Raw genomic sequence first — 16,103 nt, 5'->3', positions numbered from 1 at the left:
GCCTCCTCGCTTGCGGTGGAGCACTCTCGTACGTCTGTCGGTGGCGGCCTCGCGGCTCTGTGACCGCCCGGCCTGCCGGGAACCGGCGGCTGCTCATCCGTGCCGCCGCAGTTCGTGGAAGAAGCCGTCGATGACGTGCAGTTCCCCGGAGCGGGCCACTTCGTCGTAGACGTACTTGCCCACCGCCAGGTCGAGAACGCCGAGACCGAACGGCGAGAACACGACCGGCCGGTCCCTCGGAACCGTCACCCGTCCGCCCAGCACGTCGTCCAGCGTGCCGTGCAGGAAGTCCCGGTTGCCCGTGCGCTGCTCGGCCAGGTGCGGCGAGGTGTTGGCCTTGAGGCAGTGTTCCACGTCGTCGACGATGTTGAACGAGCCGAGGATGATCTCCGGCGCCAGGTCGCGCAGCGACACGTGCAGCACCAACGGGTTGTGCTCGAACCACGACAGGTCGCTGACGTGCGGCTGCGCGGCGACGGTGGCGAAGACCACCAAGTCGCTGTAGTGGATGAGCTCTTCGGCGCTGTCGTGCACGGTGATCCGTGCGGTGGTCTGCGACTGCTCCAGGTAGCACCGGAGCCCGGCCGCGCTGTCGGCGGACAGGTCGTGCACGCCGATCTGGTCGAACGACCAGCCCGTGGCCGCGAGGAAGTCGTAGACGTAACGGGCGATCAGGCCCGCCCCGACGAACCCGAGGCGCGTCGGACGCGGCCGGCCGTCGCTGAGCCGCTGGGCCGCCAGGGCCGCCGAGGAGGCCGTCCGGGTGGCACTGATGATGGAGCCTTCCAGACAGGCGAACGGGTAGCCGGTGCGATGGTCGTTGAGGATCAGCACCGCCGAGGCCCTCGGGATGCCGGCCGCCACGTTGTCCGGAAAGCTGGAGATCCACTTCAGGCCGTCCACCCGCATCGGCTCCCCGATCGAGGCGGGCAGCGCGATGATCCGCGAGGACGGGCGGTCGGGGAACCGCAGGAAGTAGGACGGTGGGTTCACGCAGTCACCGGCGCTGTGCAGCCGGTAGGTGGCCTCCACCAGTTCCACGATCTGCTTCTCGCGCCCCTGCAACACGCCCTCGACCTGGGCGCCGGAGACGACGGCGAACGTCGGTACGCTCATCGGCTCGCGCAGGAAGAATTCCAGCGCGGAGGAACGCCTGGGAGTCATTCTGTGGTCACCTCCACGGACGGCGAGCAGTCGGCCAGGCGCACCGGATCGGCCATCCCGACCAGCACCTCGCGGGGTCCCTCGTAGGGCTCCCGGCTGTGTGCCGTGCGGACGTTGTCGACCATCATCAGGTCGCCGGCCTGCCACGGCTCGCGCACGGTCTTGTCCTCGTAGGTCGTGTTGAGCAGTTGTACGACGTCCGCGCCGATGGGATCGCCGCCGCCGTAACGGGTGTTGAACGGCAGGCCGTCGGCGCCGTAGACGTCCACCAGGTACTCGCGCACCTCCGGGGCCATCGTCCACTCGTTGAGGAACGCGATCTGGTTGAACCAGCAGCGCGCACCGGTGACCGGGTGGCGCACCACGGCGCTGCGGCGCTGCCTGGTGTGCAGGGACCCGTCCGGCTGCCAGGCGAACTCGATAGCGTTGGCGCGGCAGTAGCTCTCGACGGCGGCGCGGTCCTCCGTGCCGAACGCCTCGGCCACGGAGGCCCCGATGTCGTCGTTGTAGCTGCGGGTGAGCAGCCAGCCCTCCCGCTCGAACCGTTCGGTCAGCTCGCCCGGCAGCGCCTCCAGTACGGCCGACGAGTCGGACACGGCGGTGGCTCCGCCCTCGGTGGGGGCGCCGAGGCACGCGAACAGCATCAGCCCGGGGAACTCCAGGGCGTAACTCAGCTCGTGGTGCATGCACATCGGCTGGTTCGGCGGCCACTGGGCCGAGGAGTACACGCCGGGCGCGTAGGCCCGCCGGGCCGCGAAGGCCTCCTTCTCGGTCATCAGGGCCTTGGCCAGCCGGCGGAAGACGGTGCCGGTCCCGTCCGCGTCACGCAGCCCGAGGCCGCGTACCAGGACCGCACCGTGCTCGGCGACGAGGGCGTGCAGAGCGTCGTGCTGCTCGGCCGCCCAGTGGCCGGGGTCGCCGGGCGGCGTGCCGTCGGCGGCCCGGGCGTGCAGCACGGGGGGTTTGCCGGATCGCAGTTCGAGGTCGAGCGGTGACGCCGGGGATGAGATCGGCATCTCGGTCTCCTTTCAACTCACGTCGCTCGCGCCGGACACGTCGGATGCTCCGTTGCGCCGGCCGAGGACGGGAACCGGCCATTCGGCGGCGCGCAGCACGGCTTTCGCCGCTTCCGCCGGGCGGGTGCGCGGGAAGTGGTGACCTCCGTCGGCGAGCTCGTACAGGACGACCCGACCGGCCAGCAGCTCCCAGTCGCGGTGCTGCTCCCGGAACCCCGCGGTGAGCGGGTCGTCGGCGGCCACGACGACCGTGACCGGTGCGGCCGCCTTCACGGCCGGCGGGCTGTCCAGGGCGTTCGCGAAATAGCGGTGGGCGGACACCATGTCGTGCCGGTATGCGGCGGCGACGTGCTCGGCCTGCGCGGCATCGAGCCCCGGGAAGCCGCCCTCCCCGCTCGCGCTCAGTCCGGCGGCGATCCGGCGGTCGCTCAGCGCGGTCAGCTCGGCGGCGGCCGCGCGCCGGCCGGCGGCGTCACCGAGCAGCTGCGCTGCCACGAACACCCGCTGGACACCGACTCCCCGCTCCTCCAGCCTCCTCGCCGTCTCCAGGGCCGGTGCGGCGCCCGCGGAGTGACCCCACAGCAGGACCCCGGTCAGGCCGCGACGGACGATCTCGGCGCTGACGTCGTCCACCAGCTGCGCGATCGACGCGAAGGCTCCGCCCTCGGCCGTCACGTCGTGGCCGGGCGGCTCGACGGCGTACACCGCCGGTCCGGTGCCCTGCAAGGCCCGGGCCATCGGCTCGAAGCTCAGCGCGCTGCCGCCGGCGTGGGGGAAGCAGACGAGGGCGCCGGTCCGGGCGCCGTCCGGTACCGACAGGGGTTGCAGCAGCCCGGAGGACCGCTCGGCCCCGCCGTCGAGCAGCCGGGCCAGGTCGGCGAGCACCGGGTGACGTGCCACGTCCTTGAGGGACACCGCGCGGTCCAGGGCAACCGCCAGCTTCACCGCCGACAACGACGTGCCGCCCCGGTCGAAGAAGTGGTCCAGCCGTCCGATCCGGTCCTGCGGAACACCGAGCACCTGCGCCCAGGCGGCCGCCAGCCGCTGCTCGGCAGGCGTCATGGACCCGGCCGGCGCCGTCGGTGCGTCACGGTGCTCGCCGGCCGCGTCGAGATCGCCGGCCAGCGCCGTCAGCGCCTTCCGGTCGGTCTTGCCGTTCGCGGTCACCGGCAGGTTTTCCCGCCAGTGGAGGGCCGACGGCACCATGTACGCGGGCAGGGACTCGCCCAGCCGGTCCAGCACGACGCCGGCATCCAGGGGCCGCGGGCCGGTGCAGAAGGCCACCAGGTGCTTGCCGCGACCGGGCCGCTCGGTGACGACCACCGCACCGTCGCGGACGCCGGGAACCCGCATCAGGGCGCTCTCGATCTCGCCGATCTCGATCCGGAAGCCACGGATCTTGACCTGGCTGTCCCGGCGGCCGAGGAAGTCCAGCTTCCCACCGGGCAGCCAGCGGCCGTAGTCGCCGCCCCGGTAGAGGCGCCGGCCGTGGCCGTGCGGATCGGGCATGAAGGACTGCCGCGTGCGCTCGGGGTCGTTGACGTACCCGCGGCCGACGCACACGCCGGAGAAGACGATCGCGCCGGGTGCTCCGAGCGGCACCGGTGACAGGTACTCGTCGACGACGTAGGCACGCACGTTGTTGACGCACCGGCCGAGCGGCACCCGGTCGGTGTCCGGAACCCTGTCCATGACCTCGTGGTGGGTGTCGTCCGAGGTCTCGGTCAGCCCGTAGGCGTTGACCAGGCGGATCTCCGGCGCGGCCGCGAGCCAGCGTTGTACGAGCTCCTTCTTGAGCGCCTCGCCGGTGACCGACACGTACCGCAGGCCGGGCAGCGCTCGGGGGCGCTGCTCCAGGCAGGACAGTACGACGTCGAGGTAGGACGGCACGACCTGGAGCACCGTGACCCCGCCGTCGGCGATCTTGTCCACGAACCGCCGGGCGTCGAGGATCACCTCCTGCTCGACCAGCAGGGTCCGCCCTCCCGCCACAAGCGGGGCCAGGAGCTGCCACAGCGATATGTCGAAGCACTGGGGAGCGGTCTGGGCGACCACCTGACCCGGCCGGATCTCCAGGTCGTCGATCTTGGCGTAGAGGTGGTTGAGCATGCCCGCGTGTTCGCAGATCGCGCCCTTGGGCTCGCCGGTGGAACCGGAGGTGAAGTAGATGTACGCCGGCTGGCTGGCCGCCACCCGGACGCCGAGATCGGCGCCGGCGTGGCCCTCGGCGTACGCCTCGTCGACGTGGACCTTCCGGACTCCGGGCGACGGGCCGGCGGACAGCGAACCGAGAGCCCGGTCGAGCGTGCCGGTGCTGCCCCGTTCCGTCAGCACGAGCCCGCACCCGGCGCGGGACAGCGTGGCCGCGATGCGCTCGGCCGGGAAGTGCGGCTCGATGGGCAGGTACACCCCGCCTGCCTTGAAGACGGCGAGCACGGCGGCCGCCCAGTCGAGGTTGCGCTCGGTCACCACGGCGACGACGTCCTCGTGCCGCAACCCCCGTGCCAGCAGGGCCCGTCCGAGCCGGTTGGCTCGTTCATCGAGTTCGCGGTACGTCCACTGCCGGTCACCGTGCACGGCCGCGACGGTCTCCGGGTGGGCCCGTGCCCGCTCCTCGAACAGCTCGTGGGCCCTGCGGTCCGGCAGGTCGCGGTGCGGCCCGGCCAGTCCTTCGATCTGGAACCGGTACTCCTCGGCGCTGAGCAGGCTCTGCCGCCGGTGCTCCGCGTCCGGATTGGCGGCTATGTGGGCGAGCGCGGTGAGGTGGTAGCCGGCGATCCGGCCGACGGCGCCGGCGTCCAGCGCGTCGCGCCGGTACCGCAGCCGCAGCGAGCGACTCCCGCCGTCCCGCAGCGCCGCCAGCCCCAGGACGGCATCTCCGGGGAGGTCCGCGCCGCCGTCGGCCGGGTCGAACACCACCTCGGTCGACGGTCCGGCCAGGCCCAGCTCGCGCCTGAGCCCGTCGAGTGGGTAGTCCTTGTGCAGCAGCAGTTCCGACTCGGTCCGGCGGGTCCGTACCAGCAGTTCCCGCCACGATTCCGGTGCGGTCGTCAGCGGACAGGGGAGCGGCCGGCGGACCCCGGCGGCGATGTAGCCCGTGCTGACCTCGGCGTCACCGGACAGCGCCGCGAGCACCTTGGCGTGCGCCGCGAGCACCACCGAGCTGAACGGTACGGCCAGTTTCGCTGCGAGCCGGTGCAGCGCCGCCGCGACGTCGTCCGGGACCACCGCCTCGTGCGTGGCCGTCCCCGGCACCGGCTCCGGCGCCCAGCGCGGGAGCGCGGTCGAACCGCCGGCGGTGAGCACACCGCTCCAGAAGTTCCGGCCGGCCTCCGTCCGCATGTCCGCTCTCCCTCCGTTCACCGTCGCCGTGTCACGGGATCACCGCGGCTGTCACGCGCCTCCACGGCGCGCGGCTCACGCGCTTCCACCGCGGGATTTCCGCTCCAACGAGCGTGTGGCGGTACGTCCTCGCCCTTCATCAGGAAGGAGTCGGTGGCGAGCACCGCGCCGTCGCCCATCGTCACGCCGTAGTGGACGAGGGCACCGACACCCACGGTGCAGCCGTCGCCGATCGCGCTGTGGTCGGACTTGAAGGTGCCGTCCTCCTGCGAATGGCACTGGATCTTGCTCCCCGCGTTGAGAGTGCAGGCGCTTCCGATGGTGGTGAGCGTCCGCTCCGTCACGTAACAACCGTCGTCGAAGACCTTGTTGCCGATCCGGACTCCGAGCGATCGCCAGATCACGTTCTTGAATGGAGTTCCGTTGAAGATGTTCAGGTAGTGGTCGGGCACCTTCCACAGGCGCTCGTGCCACCAGAAGTACGGGTCGTAGATCGAGCACAGCCGGGGCTTCAGCGGGCGGAATCCGGTGAAGGCGCGCTCCAACAGGACGAAGTAGGCCGTGCTGGACACCAGGGCGAGGATCAGCGACGCGGCGATCACCACCTGGCCGAGTGCGCCGTGCAGGTCGACGGCGGCGAGGCCGAGGAGCGTGAGGAAGAAGAAATGGAGCCACCGTACGAGGAGGCAGCAGCCCATGGTGCGGATGTTGTAGCGGTTCTTCGCGGCCAGGTTCCGGCGCAGCCTCCGCCCGGTCCGCAGATGGTCGAACCGGGAATCACGTTCCACCGAGCGGGGAATCTCGAAGCACGGAGATCCGAGCAGACCGACACCTTCGCGTATCTCGCCGTCGAGAGGCACCATCACCTTCGTCCCGAGCAGGCAGTTGTCGCCGGTCCTCGCGCCGGAGGGATAAGCGATGTGGTTTCCCAGGAAGTTGTGCGGTCCGATCGACGTCCGGGACACCCGGAACGACGTGCTGGAGAATTCCGCGTTCATGAGGGAAAGCCCGTCGGCGACCATCGTCCCGCTGCCCACGGAGGCCAGGTAGGGGGTCTCGTGCTGCACGTCGGAGCCGAAGTTCGACCCGGTCTGCTCCACCCGCGACAGGTCGTATCCGAGACCGCGCAAGTAGTTGACGATGTACGAACTGTCTCCGCAGAGCCAGAGGAAGAACTTCACGTTCGTCAGGCGCGTGATCGCCCTGTGCACCGAGTAGTGGAAGCCGTACAGCGGATAGATCCTGTCGGGCGTCATCACCAGGTTCAGCAGTCGCGGCACGGTGAGCAGGGCGGCGAGGCCGATGACGACCAGGCCGGAGAACAGCGCAGTGGAGATGATCAAGGAGTCGAGGTAGAGCTGCGGTGACGTGAAGCCCGCTGTGCCGGGGTCGAGCACGTCGCTCAGCGCCGGGACCACCGCCGACAGCTTGTACAAGCCCCCCACCGTCAGGGGCACGTACAGCAGGAACAACTGGAGGACGGTGAGCGCTCCGTACCAGGTACGGCGCTGCGTGCCGCAGGGCGCCGGAGCGACCCGCACGTAGTCGACCTCGGTGCGCTGGGCGGGCGATCCGTGCCAGCGCTCGCCGTCCGGGACGCGCTGGCCGCCGTACAGCGCCGACGTATGGCCGAGCTGCGCGCCGTCACCCATCGACGTGTCGTTGTCGAGGACGGTCTTCTCGCCGACGAACACGTCCCGGCCCAGGGTTACCCGGCCGGTCTCGATACGTCCGGCATGCGCCCGGTAGCACAGGAAGTGCGAGTCCTTGCGGATCACCGTACCGGCGCCGATGGTGAGCAGGTCGGTGCAGACCGGAACGGTGCGGGAGAGGATCGTGACGTGCCTGCCGATCCGGGCGCCGAGTGACCGCAGGTACAGCACGTACAAGGGATTGCCGACGAAGAAGATCATCGGGTTGGCGTGGAGCAGTACCTTGACGGTCCAGAAGCGCAGGTACGTCAGTCCCCAGACGGGGAACTCACGGGTGCTCCACCGGCCGACCAGAATCCATTTGGCGACGACCGGGAACGCGCACAGGCCCACGAAGGCGACGCCGCCGAAGACAAGCGAGCGCAGGTAGACGCCGACTGCCCCCGAGCCGTTGGAGACCCAGGCGTAGCCGCGGGCGGTCACGGTCGCTGCCAGGAACAAATAGCCGAGGAAGAGTAGCAACTGGGCCGTTCCGCACAGGAAATACCGGAACGTGCCGACCGGTTCCACCACCTCGGCGCGCGCCGGGGCCGACGGCTGTACAGCGGCGGGGGCGGTTTCCCCCAGTGCCACCGCGAGACTTCGAATGGTCGAGTTCCGGTAGATGTCCTTCATCGAGACCGGCGGAAGGTCCGTGCGTTTCCTCACCTTCGCGCAGAAGTGCGCCATGACGAGGGAATTCGCACCCAGGTCGTCGAAGAAATGACTGTCCACCGAGACTCGCTCAACGTGAACGACGTCGGCCAGGACTTCGGCGAAGTCCCTCTCGGTATCGGTCGCCGGCTCGGTGTATCCGCGTTCGGCGCATGCGGGTTCGTCCGGCGCGGACGGCAGAACCTCGACGGATTCTTCTTCCATGCGAACCCCTGAAGAGAATTCTTCCGGTCGCGATTCATCACCTTCCAGTCTCGGTCGTTCGCCGACGGGATGCCACTCGGAGCGGATCGCGCGTCAAACTCTTTTGACCACGGAGAGTTGACGTGTGATCAGTGATAGTAGCGCCGTGACACGACGTCATCACACGGTTACGTCGTGACGCGGGCGCGCCGACGGCCAGTTACGTCGTGACGCGGGCGCGCCGACACGCAGTCACGGCGTCACGCAGTTACGGCGTCACGCCGTCATGGGCCGGTCCCTCGCGGAGACCGGGGCCGGGAGCGCCGTGGAGCCGGTCAGGTACCGGTCGGTGGCCGCCGCCGCGGCCCGTCCCTCCGCGATGGCCCACACCACCAGCGACTGGCCGCGTCCCGCGTCGCCCGCGATGAAGACGCCCTGTGGCTCGGCGCGTCCGGTCCCTTGCCGCTGATCCGCCGAGGCGGCGGCGAAGGCGGGGTCACGGGCGAAGTTCCCCCGCTCGTCCAGGGCGAGCCCGAGCTGCTCCATCAGGCCGCTGTCCTGCTCCGGGCCGGAAAACCCGAGGGCCAGAAGCACCAGCTCGGCCGGGATCGCCCGCTCGGTGCCCGGCAGCGGCCTTCTGGACACCGGCTCCACCTCCGTCACGAGCAGCGCGCGCACATGGCCGGCCGGTTCCCCCTCGAAGCGGAAGGTGGCGCTGGAGAAGACCCTCGGGTCCGTACCGTGACGCTCCCGGGCCTCGTGGTGCGCATGGGAGATCCGGTAGACCTTCGGGTACACGGGCCACGGCTCCGTCTCGCTCCGGGTGTCACCCGGCACGGGGTTGATGTCCAGCTGCGTCACCGAGGCGGCACCCTGGCGCAGCACGGTGCCCAGGCAGTCCGACGCGGTGTCCCCGCCGCCGACGATCACCACGTGCTTGCCCTCGGCGGTGACGGGCGATGTGACGTAGTCACGCTCCCTGGTCCGGTTGGACAGGGTCAGGTAGTCCATCGCCTGATGGATGCCGTGCAGCGCACGGCCGGGGACGGGCAGTTCACGGCGCGCCGTGGCGCCGACGGCGACGATCACCGCGTCATGGCGCCTGCGCAGGTCGGTGGCGTCCAGGTCCCTGCCGACTCGCACCCCGGTGCGGAACGTCGTACCCTCCGCCCGCATCTGCTCGATACGGCGGTCCAGGTACCGCTTCTCCATCTTGAACTCGGGAATGCCGTAGCGCAGCAGCCCGCCGACCCGGTCGGCGCGCTCGTACACCGCGACGGTGTGGCCGGCCCGGGTGAGCTGCTGCGCCGCCGCCAGCCCGGCAGGTCCCGACCCGATGACGGCGACGGTCTTCCCGCTCAGCCGCTCCGGGGGCTGGGGTGACGCGTAGCCCCGCTCCCAGGCCTGGTCGGCGATGGCTTGTTCCACGTTCTTGATGGTGACCGGCTCGGCGTTGACGGCCAGTACACAAGCGTCTTCGCACGGTGCCGGGCACAGCCGACCGGTGAACTCGGGAAAGTTGTTGGTCGCGTGCAGCCGCTCGGCCGCGGCACGCCAGTCGCCGTGCGTCGCGTACGCATTCCACTCCGGGATGAGGTTGCCCAGCGGGCAGCCGCTGTGGCAGAAGGGTATGCCGCAGTCCATGCAGCGCCGGGCCTGCTCGGACACCAGGGGAAGCAGCGGCTGGCCCGCGTGGACCTCGTTCCAGTCGCTCAGCCGTTCCTCGACGGGGCGTGCCGCGCTGGGCCTGCGGGGGATTCTGAGGAAGCCGTGAGGATCGGTCATGTGCGCCGCCTCCAGTGCTGGACTGCGGTGCATTACGACGCCCCTATTTTATGCCCCCTGTGCCGAGGTTGCACTGAGACGGGGGTGTGCGCCTGGCCCGGCGAGGCCGCACGGACGCCGCGTCCGGGCAGTCGTTCCGCAGGACGTCCCGGAGGAGCGGGACCGGGTGGCCAACACGGTGGCCGACAGGGCGGCCGACCCGGTGTGGCGAACTCGGGCCGGCCTGATTCGCTGCGATGAGAGAGCGACGTAGAACCGAGCGCCGCACGCATCTGTGTGCACGGTCTGTAGTGCACAGTCTGTAGTGCGCAATCTGTAGTGCACAGGGTGTGGTGCGCGGTCGGTGGTGACGTGTCAGCTGCCGACGGGTGTGACGCCGAACATCAGGGTGCGGCGGCCGATGTCGTAGTGCACGGTTGACGTCCCGGAGAGCAGGTCCTGGAGGACGTCCGCGTCGTCCGCGTCAACGGTGAGTACTTCTTCCGTCGCGCCTTCGTCGAGCACGAGCTGCAAGGTGATGGTCCCTGGCGCCCCGGGACCGCCGGCGACCCATGTGAACTGGTAGTGACTGAGCTGGCGCACCTTGATGCTGTCGTCGGTGACAGGCTGGGTGACCTTTGCCATGGACTTCTCCTTGGGTGGCAGTGCAGGGCTGGGAGGGGCGGGGGGAGGGTGCGCGAGTGCCGGATGATCTCGTGGAGGGGGCGGCGTCTCATCACGCTCAGCAGTGCCGTCCCGGCATGCCGTGCTCACGCGCCCGCCGAACGGCGGCCAGGCTGGTGCCTCCGGCCGTGACGAGGGGTGAGGCGGCCCGGCGGAGCATCCCCAGCCGTTGTTGCTCGGGGCGCTGCTGTTCACCGTGCAGGGCGTTGAGGACCAGTACGCCCGCGGTCAGAGCGGGCACGGCCCATTGCAGCAGGGCGAGCTGGCGCTGCGCCTGTTCGAGCTTGACCGGGTGCTCCGCCGCCATCTCGGCGTCCCTGGGGTCCGGGGACGAAGCGAGCTCGACCTTCTTACCCACGACGCGGGTGTAGGCGGTCGCGGCCAGGGCCGCTCCCGTGAGCGCCAGCTTGGCCACCGTGGAGGCACCCACTCCCTGCTGGTAGGCCACCCGGGCGCTGTTCGCACCCAGCAGGCCGGCCCCTCCCACCAGGTGAGCGCCGATCGCCGCCGCGTTCACCGGCGTCCAGGCCGCCCAGCCGGTGCTGGCGATTCGCGCGGTGGACAGTTCGTCGTCCCCGCACTTGTTCGCCGCCCCGTTGAGGCCGATGGCGCCCATCAGTGAGCCACCGAACCAGGCCGCCAGCCCGATGTCGTGCAGGCTGCGCAGAGCTGTGTTGCGTTCTGACATTCGAAGCCTTCCTCGATTCACGCCCTGCGATCCAGGGCACCGCAAACCAGCCTCGGCGTGATCACCGGCGCGGGCCAGGCGGGGCGCGCACACGGGCTACGACGCCGGGCCGCTGCCGCAAGGGGGCCCGGTCGCGGCGCTTTGGCGCGGCGGGTGTGGCGGCCCCGAATTCGGCAAGGTGTGCGAGGAGCGCAGCCGCCCGGCCGCCCGGCTGGCTGGGCGGCGACGGCGGGACGCGGAGGAGAGGGCTGAGCTGGTGAAGGATCTGTTGCACGGGTTCCGCAGCTTCGTGCTGCGCGGGAATGTGGTGGACTTGGCCGTCGGTATCGTCATCGGCGCGGCGTTCACGACGGTGGTCAACGGTTTCGTCAAGGCGTTCCTGACCCCCATGGTGGGCCTGGCCACGGGGGCGACGGGCGATTTCAGCCGCAAGACCTTCATGATCGGCGAGACGGTCTTCCCGTACGGCAACTTCATCAACGCCACGATCAGCTTCCTGCTCATCGCCTGCGCGCTGTACTTCCTGGTCGTTCTGCCGGTCAACAAACTCCACGAGCGTTTCGCCCCGCACCAGGATGTCCAGGCGGACAAACGGGACTGCCCCGCATGCCTCAACCCCGTCCCCGTCCAGGCGTACCGGTGCGGGCACTGCACCAGCGAGCTGACGTCACCACGCGGAGCGCCCGACGGAGACATCCCGCCCCCGGCAGGCCCGCCCGCGGACGCCGGCCGCCGATGAGCCCTCGCGCGGTTGGACGGCGTCGCATGCCACTCGTTGTACTGTGGCGAGGCCCCGCTTGACCTGCAATAACACAGGAAGGTAGCGCTCGGTCGGCAAGGCTCCCGGCTCGCCGACTTGAAGACCGCCGCGACGGGACCCCACTGCAGGGGTGCGCTCTGACGAAGTAGTGACCCGGCGGATACTCCTGCATTGCCACAGTTGTCCCCTGGTGGGGAGCAAGCCTGGAAGTCATCATCGTTGACGACGTCAACAAAAGGATGCATTGATAGCTGCGACCGCGCTGTGTACGGTTGTCTTTATGACGGACACCCCTGCCCGACAGACCAATTCGCTGGTCACCGGGTCCGAGATCGCCAGGCTTGCGGGCGTCACCCGCGCCGCTGTCTCGAACTGGCGGCGACGCTACGACGACTTTCCGAAGCCGTTGGGCGGCGGTGTCAACAGTCCGCTGTTCGACCTCGCTGAGGTGCAAGCCTGGCTCAACAGGCAGCGCAAGGGGCAGGAAGTGTCCCTGGAAGTACAGCTGTGGCAGGCGCTGCGTGGGTCGTACGGTGACGACATGCTCAACGGGCTCGTAGATGTCGCCTGCCTCCTCACCGGGGGAAAGAATCCTCGGAAGCTCCCGGCAGGCGTCGCACGGCTCGCGCAGGATCTGGCAGGGAGTGGTGGTGCGGCCGAGGCGGTGAGCGCCCTCGCCGAGCGCTTCACCGACTCCGTGCGCCGAGCCGGGTCGGATCAGATCACCTCACCGCGCATCATCCGCGCAGTACGCCACTTCGCCGGTGAGGTGGCGTCTGACGCCACCCTCTTCGACCCGGCATGCGGCATCGGTACCCTCCTGCTCGCGGTCGGCCCTGAGCGAGGCCCCAAGCGCTACGGCCAGGACTCCGACGCCCGCAGTGCCTTGTTCGCGCAATTGCGGGCTGACCTCACCGGGTACGCCGGTGTCCGCGTCGTCACAGGGGACTCCCTGCGTGGCGACCAGTGGCCGGAACTCAAGGCCGACCTGGTCATCTGCGATCCCCCCGTCGGTGCGCCCGACTGGGGGCGTGAGGATCTGCTGCTCGACTCCCGCTGGGAGTTCGGCACCCCGTCTCGCGCCGAGGGCGAGCTCGCCTGGCTCCAGCACGCCTATGCCCACACCGCGCTCGGCGGTCGCGTCCTCGTGGTCCTGCCCGCCTCGGTGGCCTACCGCAAGGCGGGCCGCCGAATCCGAGCCGAGCTCGTACGTCGGGGCATCCTCACGCAGGTCACCGCCCTCCCATCGGGCTCGGCGGCCTCGCACGCGCTTCCGGTCCACCTCTGGCACCTGCGCCGCCCTCGGACCCAGGGGGATGCCGTCACCAGTGTCCGCATGGTCGATCTGACGGCAGGCGACCCGGACGGTTCGCTGGAACCGGAGCCCCCGCAAGTGGCGGAAGTTCCCCTGATCGATCTGCTTGACGAAGTCGTGGACCTCACGCCCGGCCGTCATGTCGAGGGGTCCCATCGCGACTACGCGGTTGAATACCAGACCTTGCGACGGCAGCTGACCGATGAGGTGAGGCTGTTGGCGGAGCTGCTGCCGGCCTTGGTCGCGAGCGATGGCCCCAGCTCTCTGGAGGGGCCCACCGTCAGCGTCGCCGACCTTGCGCGCGCAGGCCTCGTCGAGCACGGCGATCCGGAACCGGTCTCGATCAGCGACCAGCTCGATACCGACTATCTGCAAGGCTTCCTGCGCAGCGCGGCCAACACCCGGCGCTCCACGAGCACCAGCGGCACCTTCCGCCTCGACGGCAAGGGCGCCCGTATCCCGCAGATGGACATCACTGAGCAACGGCGGTATGGGGCAGCCTTCCGCGCGCTTCAGGAGTTCGAGCAACGAGCGCGAAGAGTGGTGGAGCTGACCCGGGACGCGGCGACCCTGGCAAGGGACGGACTCGATAACGGCGCGCTCGCCCCGGAGAGCTGACAGGGGGCGTCATGCCACTTGTCCTGTACGCCGATGCGGTTGCGGCACGAACGCACTGGCCGACCCGCTCCACGTCACCGCCAACGCCTCCCGCGCACGCGTGCACGCCACGAACAGCAGACATCGCTCCCGCAGCAGATCCGAGTCGCGCTGCAGAGCGTCCACCATGGCCGGTGTCACCTCGCGGGCGAACGGCACCGCGCTTGCCGTCACCCCCAGCACGGTCACGCAGCGGAACTCCAGCCCCTTCATGGCATGCATGGTGGCAAGCCGCACCCCGTCCGTGCCGGGCCCAGGGTTGTCCCTGACCCGGACCACCGGGATCTTGGCCGCGGTCAACTTCTCGTACGCCTTGTCGAGCAGCACGTTGAAGCGGGCGCACACACCGATCTCCGACGGCCTGATGCCTTGGCCTATCCAGCCTTCGACGCGCTCGACGAGCGCCGCGACCTCCGCCTGCTCGGAGCCGTACCCCTCCACGCAGGGAGCCCGGCCGTGCAGCAGGGAGCGGTAACCGGCCAGGCTGTCGCTTCCCTCGCCGCCCAGATCGTCGACCGACACGGGGCTCAGGATGCCGGTCGACCAGCCGAGGATCTCCTCGGTGGATCGGTAGTTGATGCGCAGACGGTGGGTGCGGCCGGCCACCGAGATGCCCAGGGAGCCGAGCGAGACCTTCGAGTCGTAGATGCGCTGGTGCGGGTCGCCCGTGATAAACAAGTCGTCGCTGCCGGGTGTCACCGCGCCGCGCAGGACACGCCACTGCGCGGGGTGCAGATCCTGCGCCTCGTCGACCACGACGTGGTCGTGCGTGGGTGCCGACCCAGCCAGGAGGTCGGCCGCACGCGCACACACCTTCAGATGCGTCGTGGCCTGCTGGTCACGCAGCATTGACTCGAACTGCTCCATGGCCGACCACATTTGGTCGCGTCGTGCCGACGCCAACGCGCTGCCGCGCCCGCGCCGCAGGGCGTTGCGGTAGGCGTCACGTCCGCGCAGGTTTTGGGCGAGTATGACGTGTCGGTACTCCTGAGCCAGGAACTGCTCCGTCCACGGCAGCCCGAGTTGCTTGACGACCCGCTGCCACAGCTGCCGTTCCTCCCGGTCGTTCATGGGAGAGGGGGCCTTGCCTTCGAGACGGGTGACGACGCCGTGAGCGTAGGCGTTGACCGTGGTCACATCGACGCGGCCGAGCAGCGCGTCGTCACGGTCCAGGAGCAGGGACAGGTTCTCGCGCAGCGAGCCCGCCAGGGCGTTCGTGTACGTGGTCAGCAGTACGCGGGTGTCGGGCGAGCGCGTCAGGAGATGCTTGACGCGGTGCAGGGCCGCGACCGTCTTGCCCGTCCCCGGACCGCCCGTGATCTGGACCGGACCGCCGTACGACACCCGATAGGCGACGCGGCGCTGTGAAGGGTGCAGGAATACACGCCAGGCCGAGAACGGCTTCTCCAGGATGTCCGCAAGTTCTTCGGGGCCGGTGACCAGGGTGATGCGGTTCGTGGTGTTGGAGATGGCGACGGCGAGGCTCTCGTCGGGGTCGGGGCCCGCGTCGACCGGGCGCCGGACGGCGACCACGTCCCGGTACACCTCGTCGGGGCCGAATCCTTCGGCGAGGTACTGGAGCACCTCGCACTGGTCCTCCGGCAACAGTGTCTCGAACGCCTTGAGCTGCGCCTTGTCGACGATCGTCCGCACCGCACGCAACACCTGCTCGTCAATGCCCAGTTCGTGCAGCACCGTGTCCGAGCACTTCGCGAAGAGCAGGGAGTCGGCCGCGGCGGCCGCCTTTTCCAGAGCCGGGGTCAGCTGCTCGATGGCGACCACGTTGCGGACCTCGAGCGCGCGCGTCACGGAGTTCGTCGTGTACAGCCGCTTGGCGGCCCAGGTGTACGCGTCGTCGTGCCGTACGACGTTGACGAGCAGGAACACATCGCTGCCGTCGTCAGGGGCGAGGACGACACCGCGCCAGAAGTCGTTGATGCGGATGGTCCGCATGCGTGCGTCCCGCGCGTTGTGCACGGACTCGAGGTGGAGCCCTTTGTCCGCGTGCAGTTCGGGCACGGAGAGCAGCTGGAACTTCTGCATCGCCTTGCGTACGCCTGCCTTGACGGGCTTCTCCAGGACGTCGTAGCTCTCCCAGAAGCTGTTGGCGAACGCGAGTTGTGGCACGAGGTGAACTCCCCATTCTGGATGGACACTCCGCAGT

10 protein-coding genes are annotated in these 16,103 nt (G+C 69.7%); 2 read left to right on the top strand and 8 right to left on the bottom strand.

What is annotated here, in order from left to right; translation table 11 throughout:
* Positions 1–93: 93 nt before the first annotated feature.
* The 7 genes from sbnB to AS594_RS05305 form a co-directional block, all read right to left on the bottom strand.
* On the bottom strand, positions 94–1,164 hold the full coding sequence (sbnB, locus tag AS594_RS05335; RefSeq protein WP_069933412.1) for a 2,3-diaminopropionate biosynthesis protein SbnB: 1,071 nt from the start codon (positions 1,162–1,164) through the stop codon (positions 94–96).
* Positions 1,161–2,180 (bottom strand): TauD/TfdA family dioxygenase, encoded by a 1,020-nt coding sequence (locus AS594_RS05330; RefSeq protein WP_069933413.1) that lies wholly within the window; start codon positions 2,178–2,180, stop codon positions 1,161–1,163. Before AS594_RS05330 ends, sbnB begins: the two co-directional genes overlap by 4 nt.
* Before the next feature lie 12 nt (positions 2,181–2,192).
* Positions 2,193–5,522, bottom strand: a complete 3,330-nt coding sequence (locus AS594_RS05325) for a non-ribosomal peptide synthetase (RefSeq protein ID WP_069933414.1) — start codon at positions 5,520–5,522, stop codon at positions 2,193–2,195.
* A gap of 17 nt (positions 5,523–5,539) precedes the next feature.
* The gene (locus AS594_RS05320; RefSeq protein ID WP_079148277.1) at positions 5,540–8,092 is read right to left on the bottom strand and encodes a Pls/PosA family non-ribosomal peptide synthetase; all 2,553 of its coding nucleotides are present in this window, start codon (positions 8,090–8,092) and stop codon (positions 5,540–5,542) included.
* Between the two features lie 255 nt (positions 8,093–8,347).
* Positions 8,348–9,856 carry a glutamate synthase subunit beta gene (locus tag AS594_RS05315; protein WP_069933415.1) on the bottom strand — a complete coding sequence of 503 codons (1,509 nt, stop codon included), beginning with the start codon at positions 9,854–9,856 and terminating at the stop codon, positions 8,348–8,350.
* A gap of 354 nt (positions 9,857–10,210) precedes the next feature.
* Positions 10,211–10,480 carry a hypothetical protein gene (locus AS594_RS05310; protein ID WP_069933416.1) on the bottom strand — a complete coding sequence of 90 codons (270 nt, stop codon included), beginning with the start codon at positions 10,478–10,480 and terminating at the stop codon, positions 10,211–10,213.
* Positions 10,481–10,577: 97 nt separating this feature from the next.
* Positions 10,578–11,207 (bottom strand): hypothetical protein, encoded by a 630-nt coding sequence (locus AS594_RS05305; protein WP_069933417.1) that lies wholly within the window; start codon positions 11,205–11,207, stop codon positions 10,578–10,580.
* Between the two features lie 265 nt (positions 11,208–11,472).
* Between AS594_RS05305 and mscL the strand changes: the two genes are divergently transcribed.
* Positions 11,473–11,946, top strand: a complete 474-nt coding sequence (mscL, locus tag AS594_RS05300) for a large conductance mechanosensitive channel protein MscL (RefSeq protein ID WP_079148483.1) — start codon at positions 11,473–11,475, stop codon at positions 11,944–11,946.
* A 301-nt stretch (positions 11,947–12,247) separates the two neighbouring features.
* A complete protein-coding gene (locus AS594_RS05295; RefSeq protein ID WP_069933418.1) occupies positions 12,248–13,900 on the top strand; it encodes an N-6 DNA methylase in 1,653 nt (550 codons plus the stop codon).
* Between the two features lie 9 nt (positions 13,901–13,909).
* Here the strand turns inward: AS594_RS05295 and AS594_RS05290 are convergent, their stop codons facing one another.
* On the bottom strand, positions 13,910–16,066 hold the full coding sequence (locus tag AS594_RS05290; RefSeq protein ID WP_069933419.1) for a UvrD-helicase domain-containing protein: 2,157 nt from the start codon (positions 16,064–16,066) through the stop codon (positions 13,910–13,912).
* Positions 16,067–16,103: the final 37 nt, after the last annotated feature.

This window comes from Streptomyces agglomeratus, from assembly GCF_001746415.1.
Classification (GTDB): Bacteria; Actinomycetota; Actinomycetes; order Streptomycetales; family Streptomycetaceae; genus Streptomyces; species Streptomyces agglomeratus.
This window is presented reverse-complemented; position numbering and strand designations above follow the sequence as displayed.

Excerpts from the sequence above, each read along its gene's own strand:
- AS594_RS05315 (WP_069933415.1), bottom strand. The coding sequence starts at position 9,856 with ATGACCGATCCTCACGGCTTCCTCAGAATCCCCCGCAGGCCCAGCGCG.
- AS594_RS05330 (WP_069933413.1), bottom strand. The coding sequence starts at position 2,180 with ATGCCGATCTCATCCCCGGCGTCACCGCTCGACCTCGAACTGCGATCC.
- AS594_RS05320 (WP_079148277.1), bottom strand. The coding sequence starts at position 8,092 with ATGGAAGAAGAATCCGTCGAGGTTCTGCCGTCCGCGCCGGACGAACCC.
- sbnB (WP_069933412.1), bottom strand. The coding sequence starts at position 1,164 with ATGACTCCCAGGCGTTCCTCCGCGCTGGAATTCTTCCTGCGCGAGCCG.
- AS594_RS05305 (WP_069933417.1), bottom strand. The coding sequence starts at position 11,207 with ATGTCAGAACGCAACACAGCTCTGCGCAGCCTGCACGACATCGGGCTG.
- AS594_RS05310 (WP_069933416.1), bottom strand. The coding sequence starts at position 10,480 with ATGGCAAAGGTCACCCAGCCTGTCACCGACGACAGCATCAAGGTGCGC.
- AS594_RS05325 (WP_069933414.1), bottom strand. The coding sequence starts at position 5,522 with ATGCGGACGGAGGCCGGCCGGAACTTCTGGAGCGGTGTGCTCACCGCC.
- AS594_RS05295 (WP_069933418.1), top strand. The coding sequence starts at position 12,248 with ATGACGGACACCCCTGCCCGACAGACCAATTCGCTGGTCACCGGGTCC.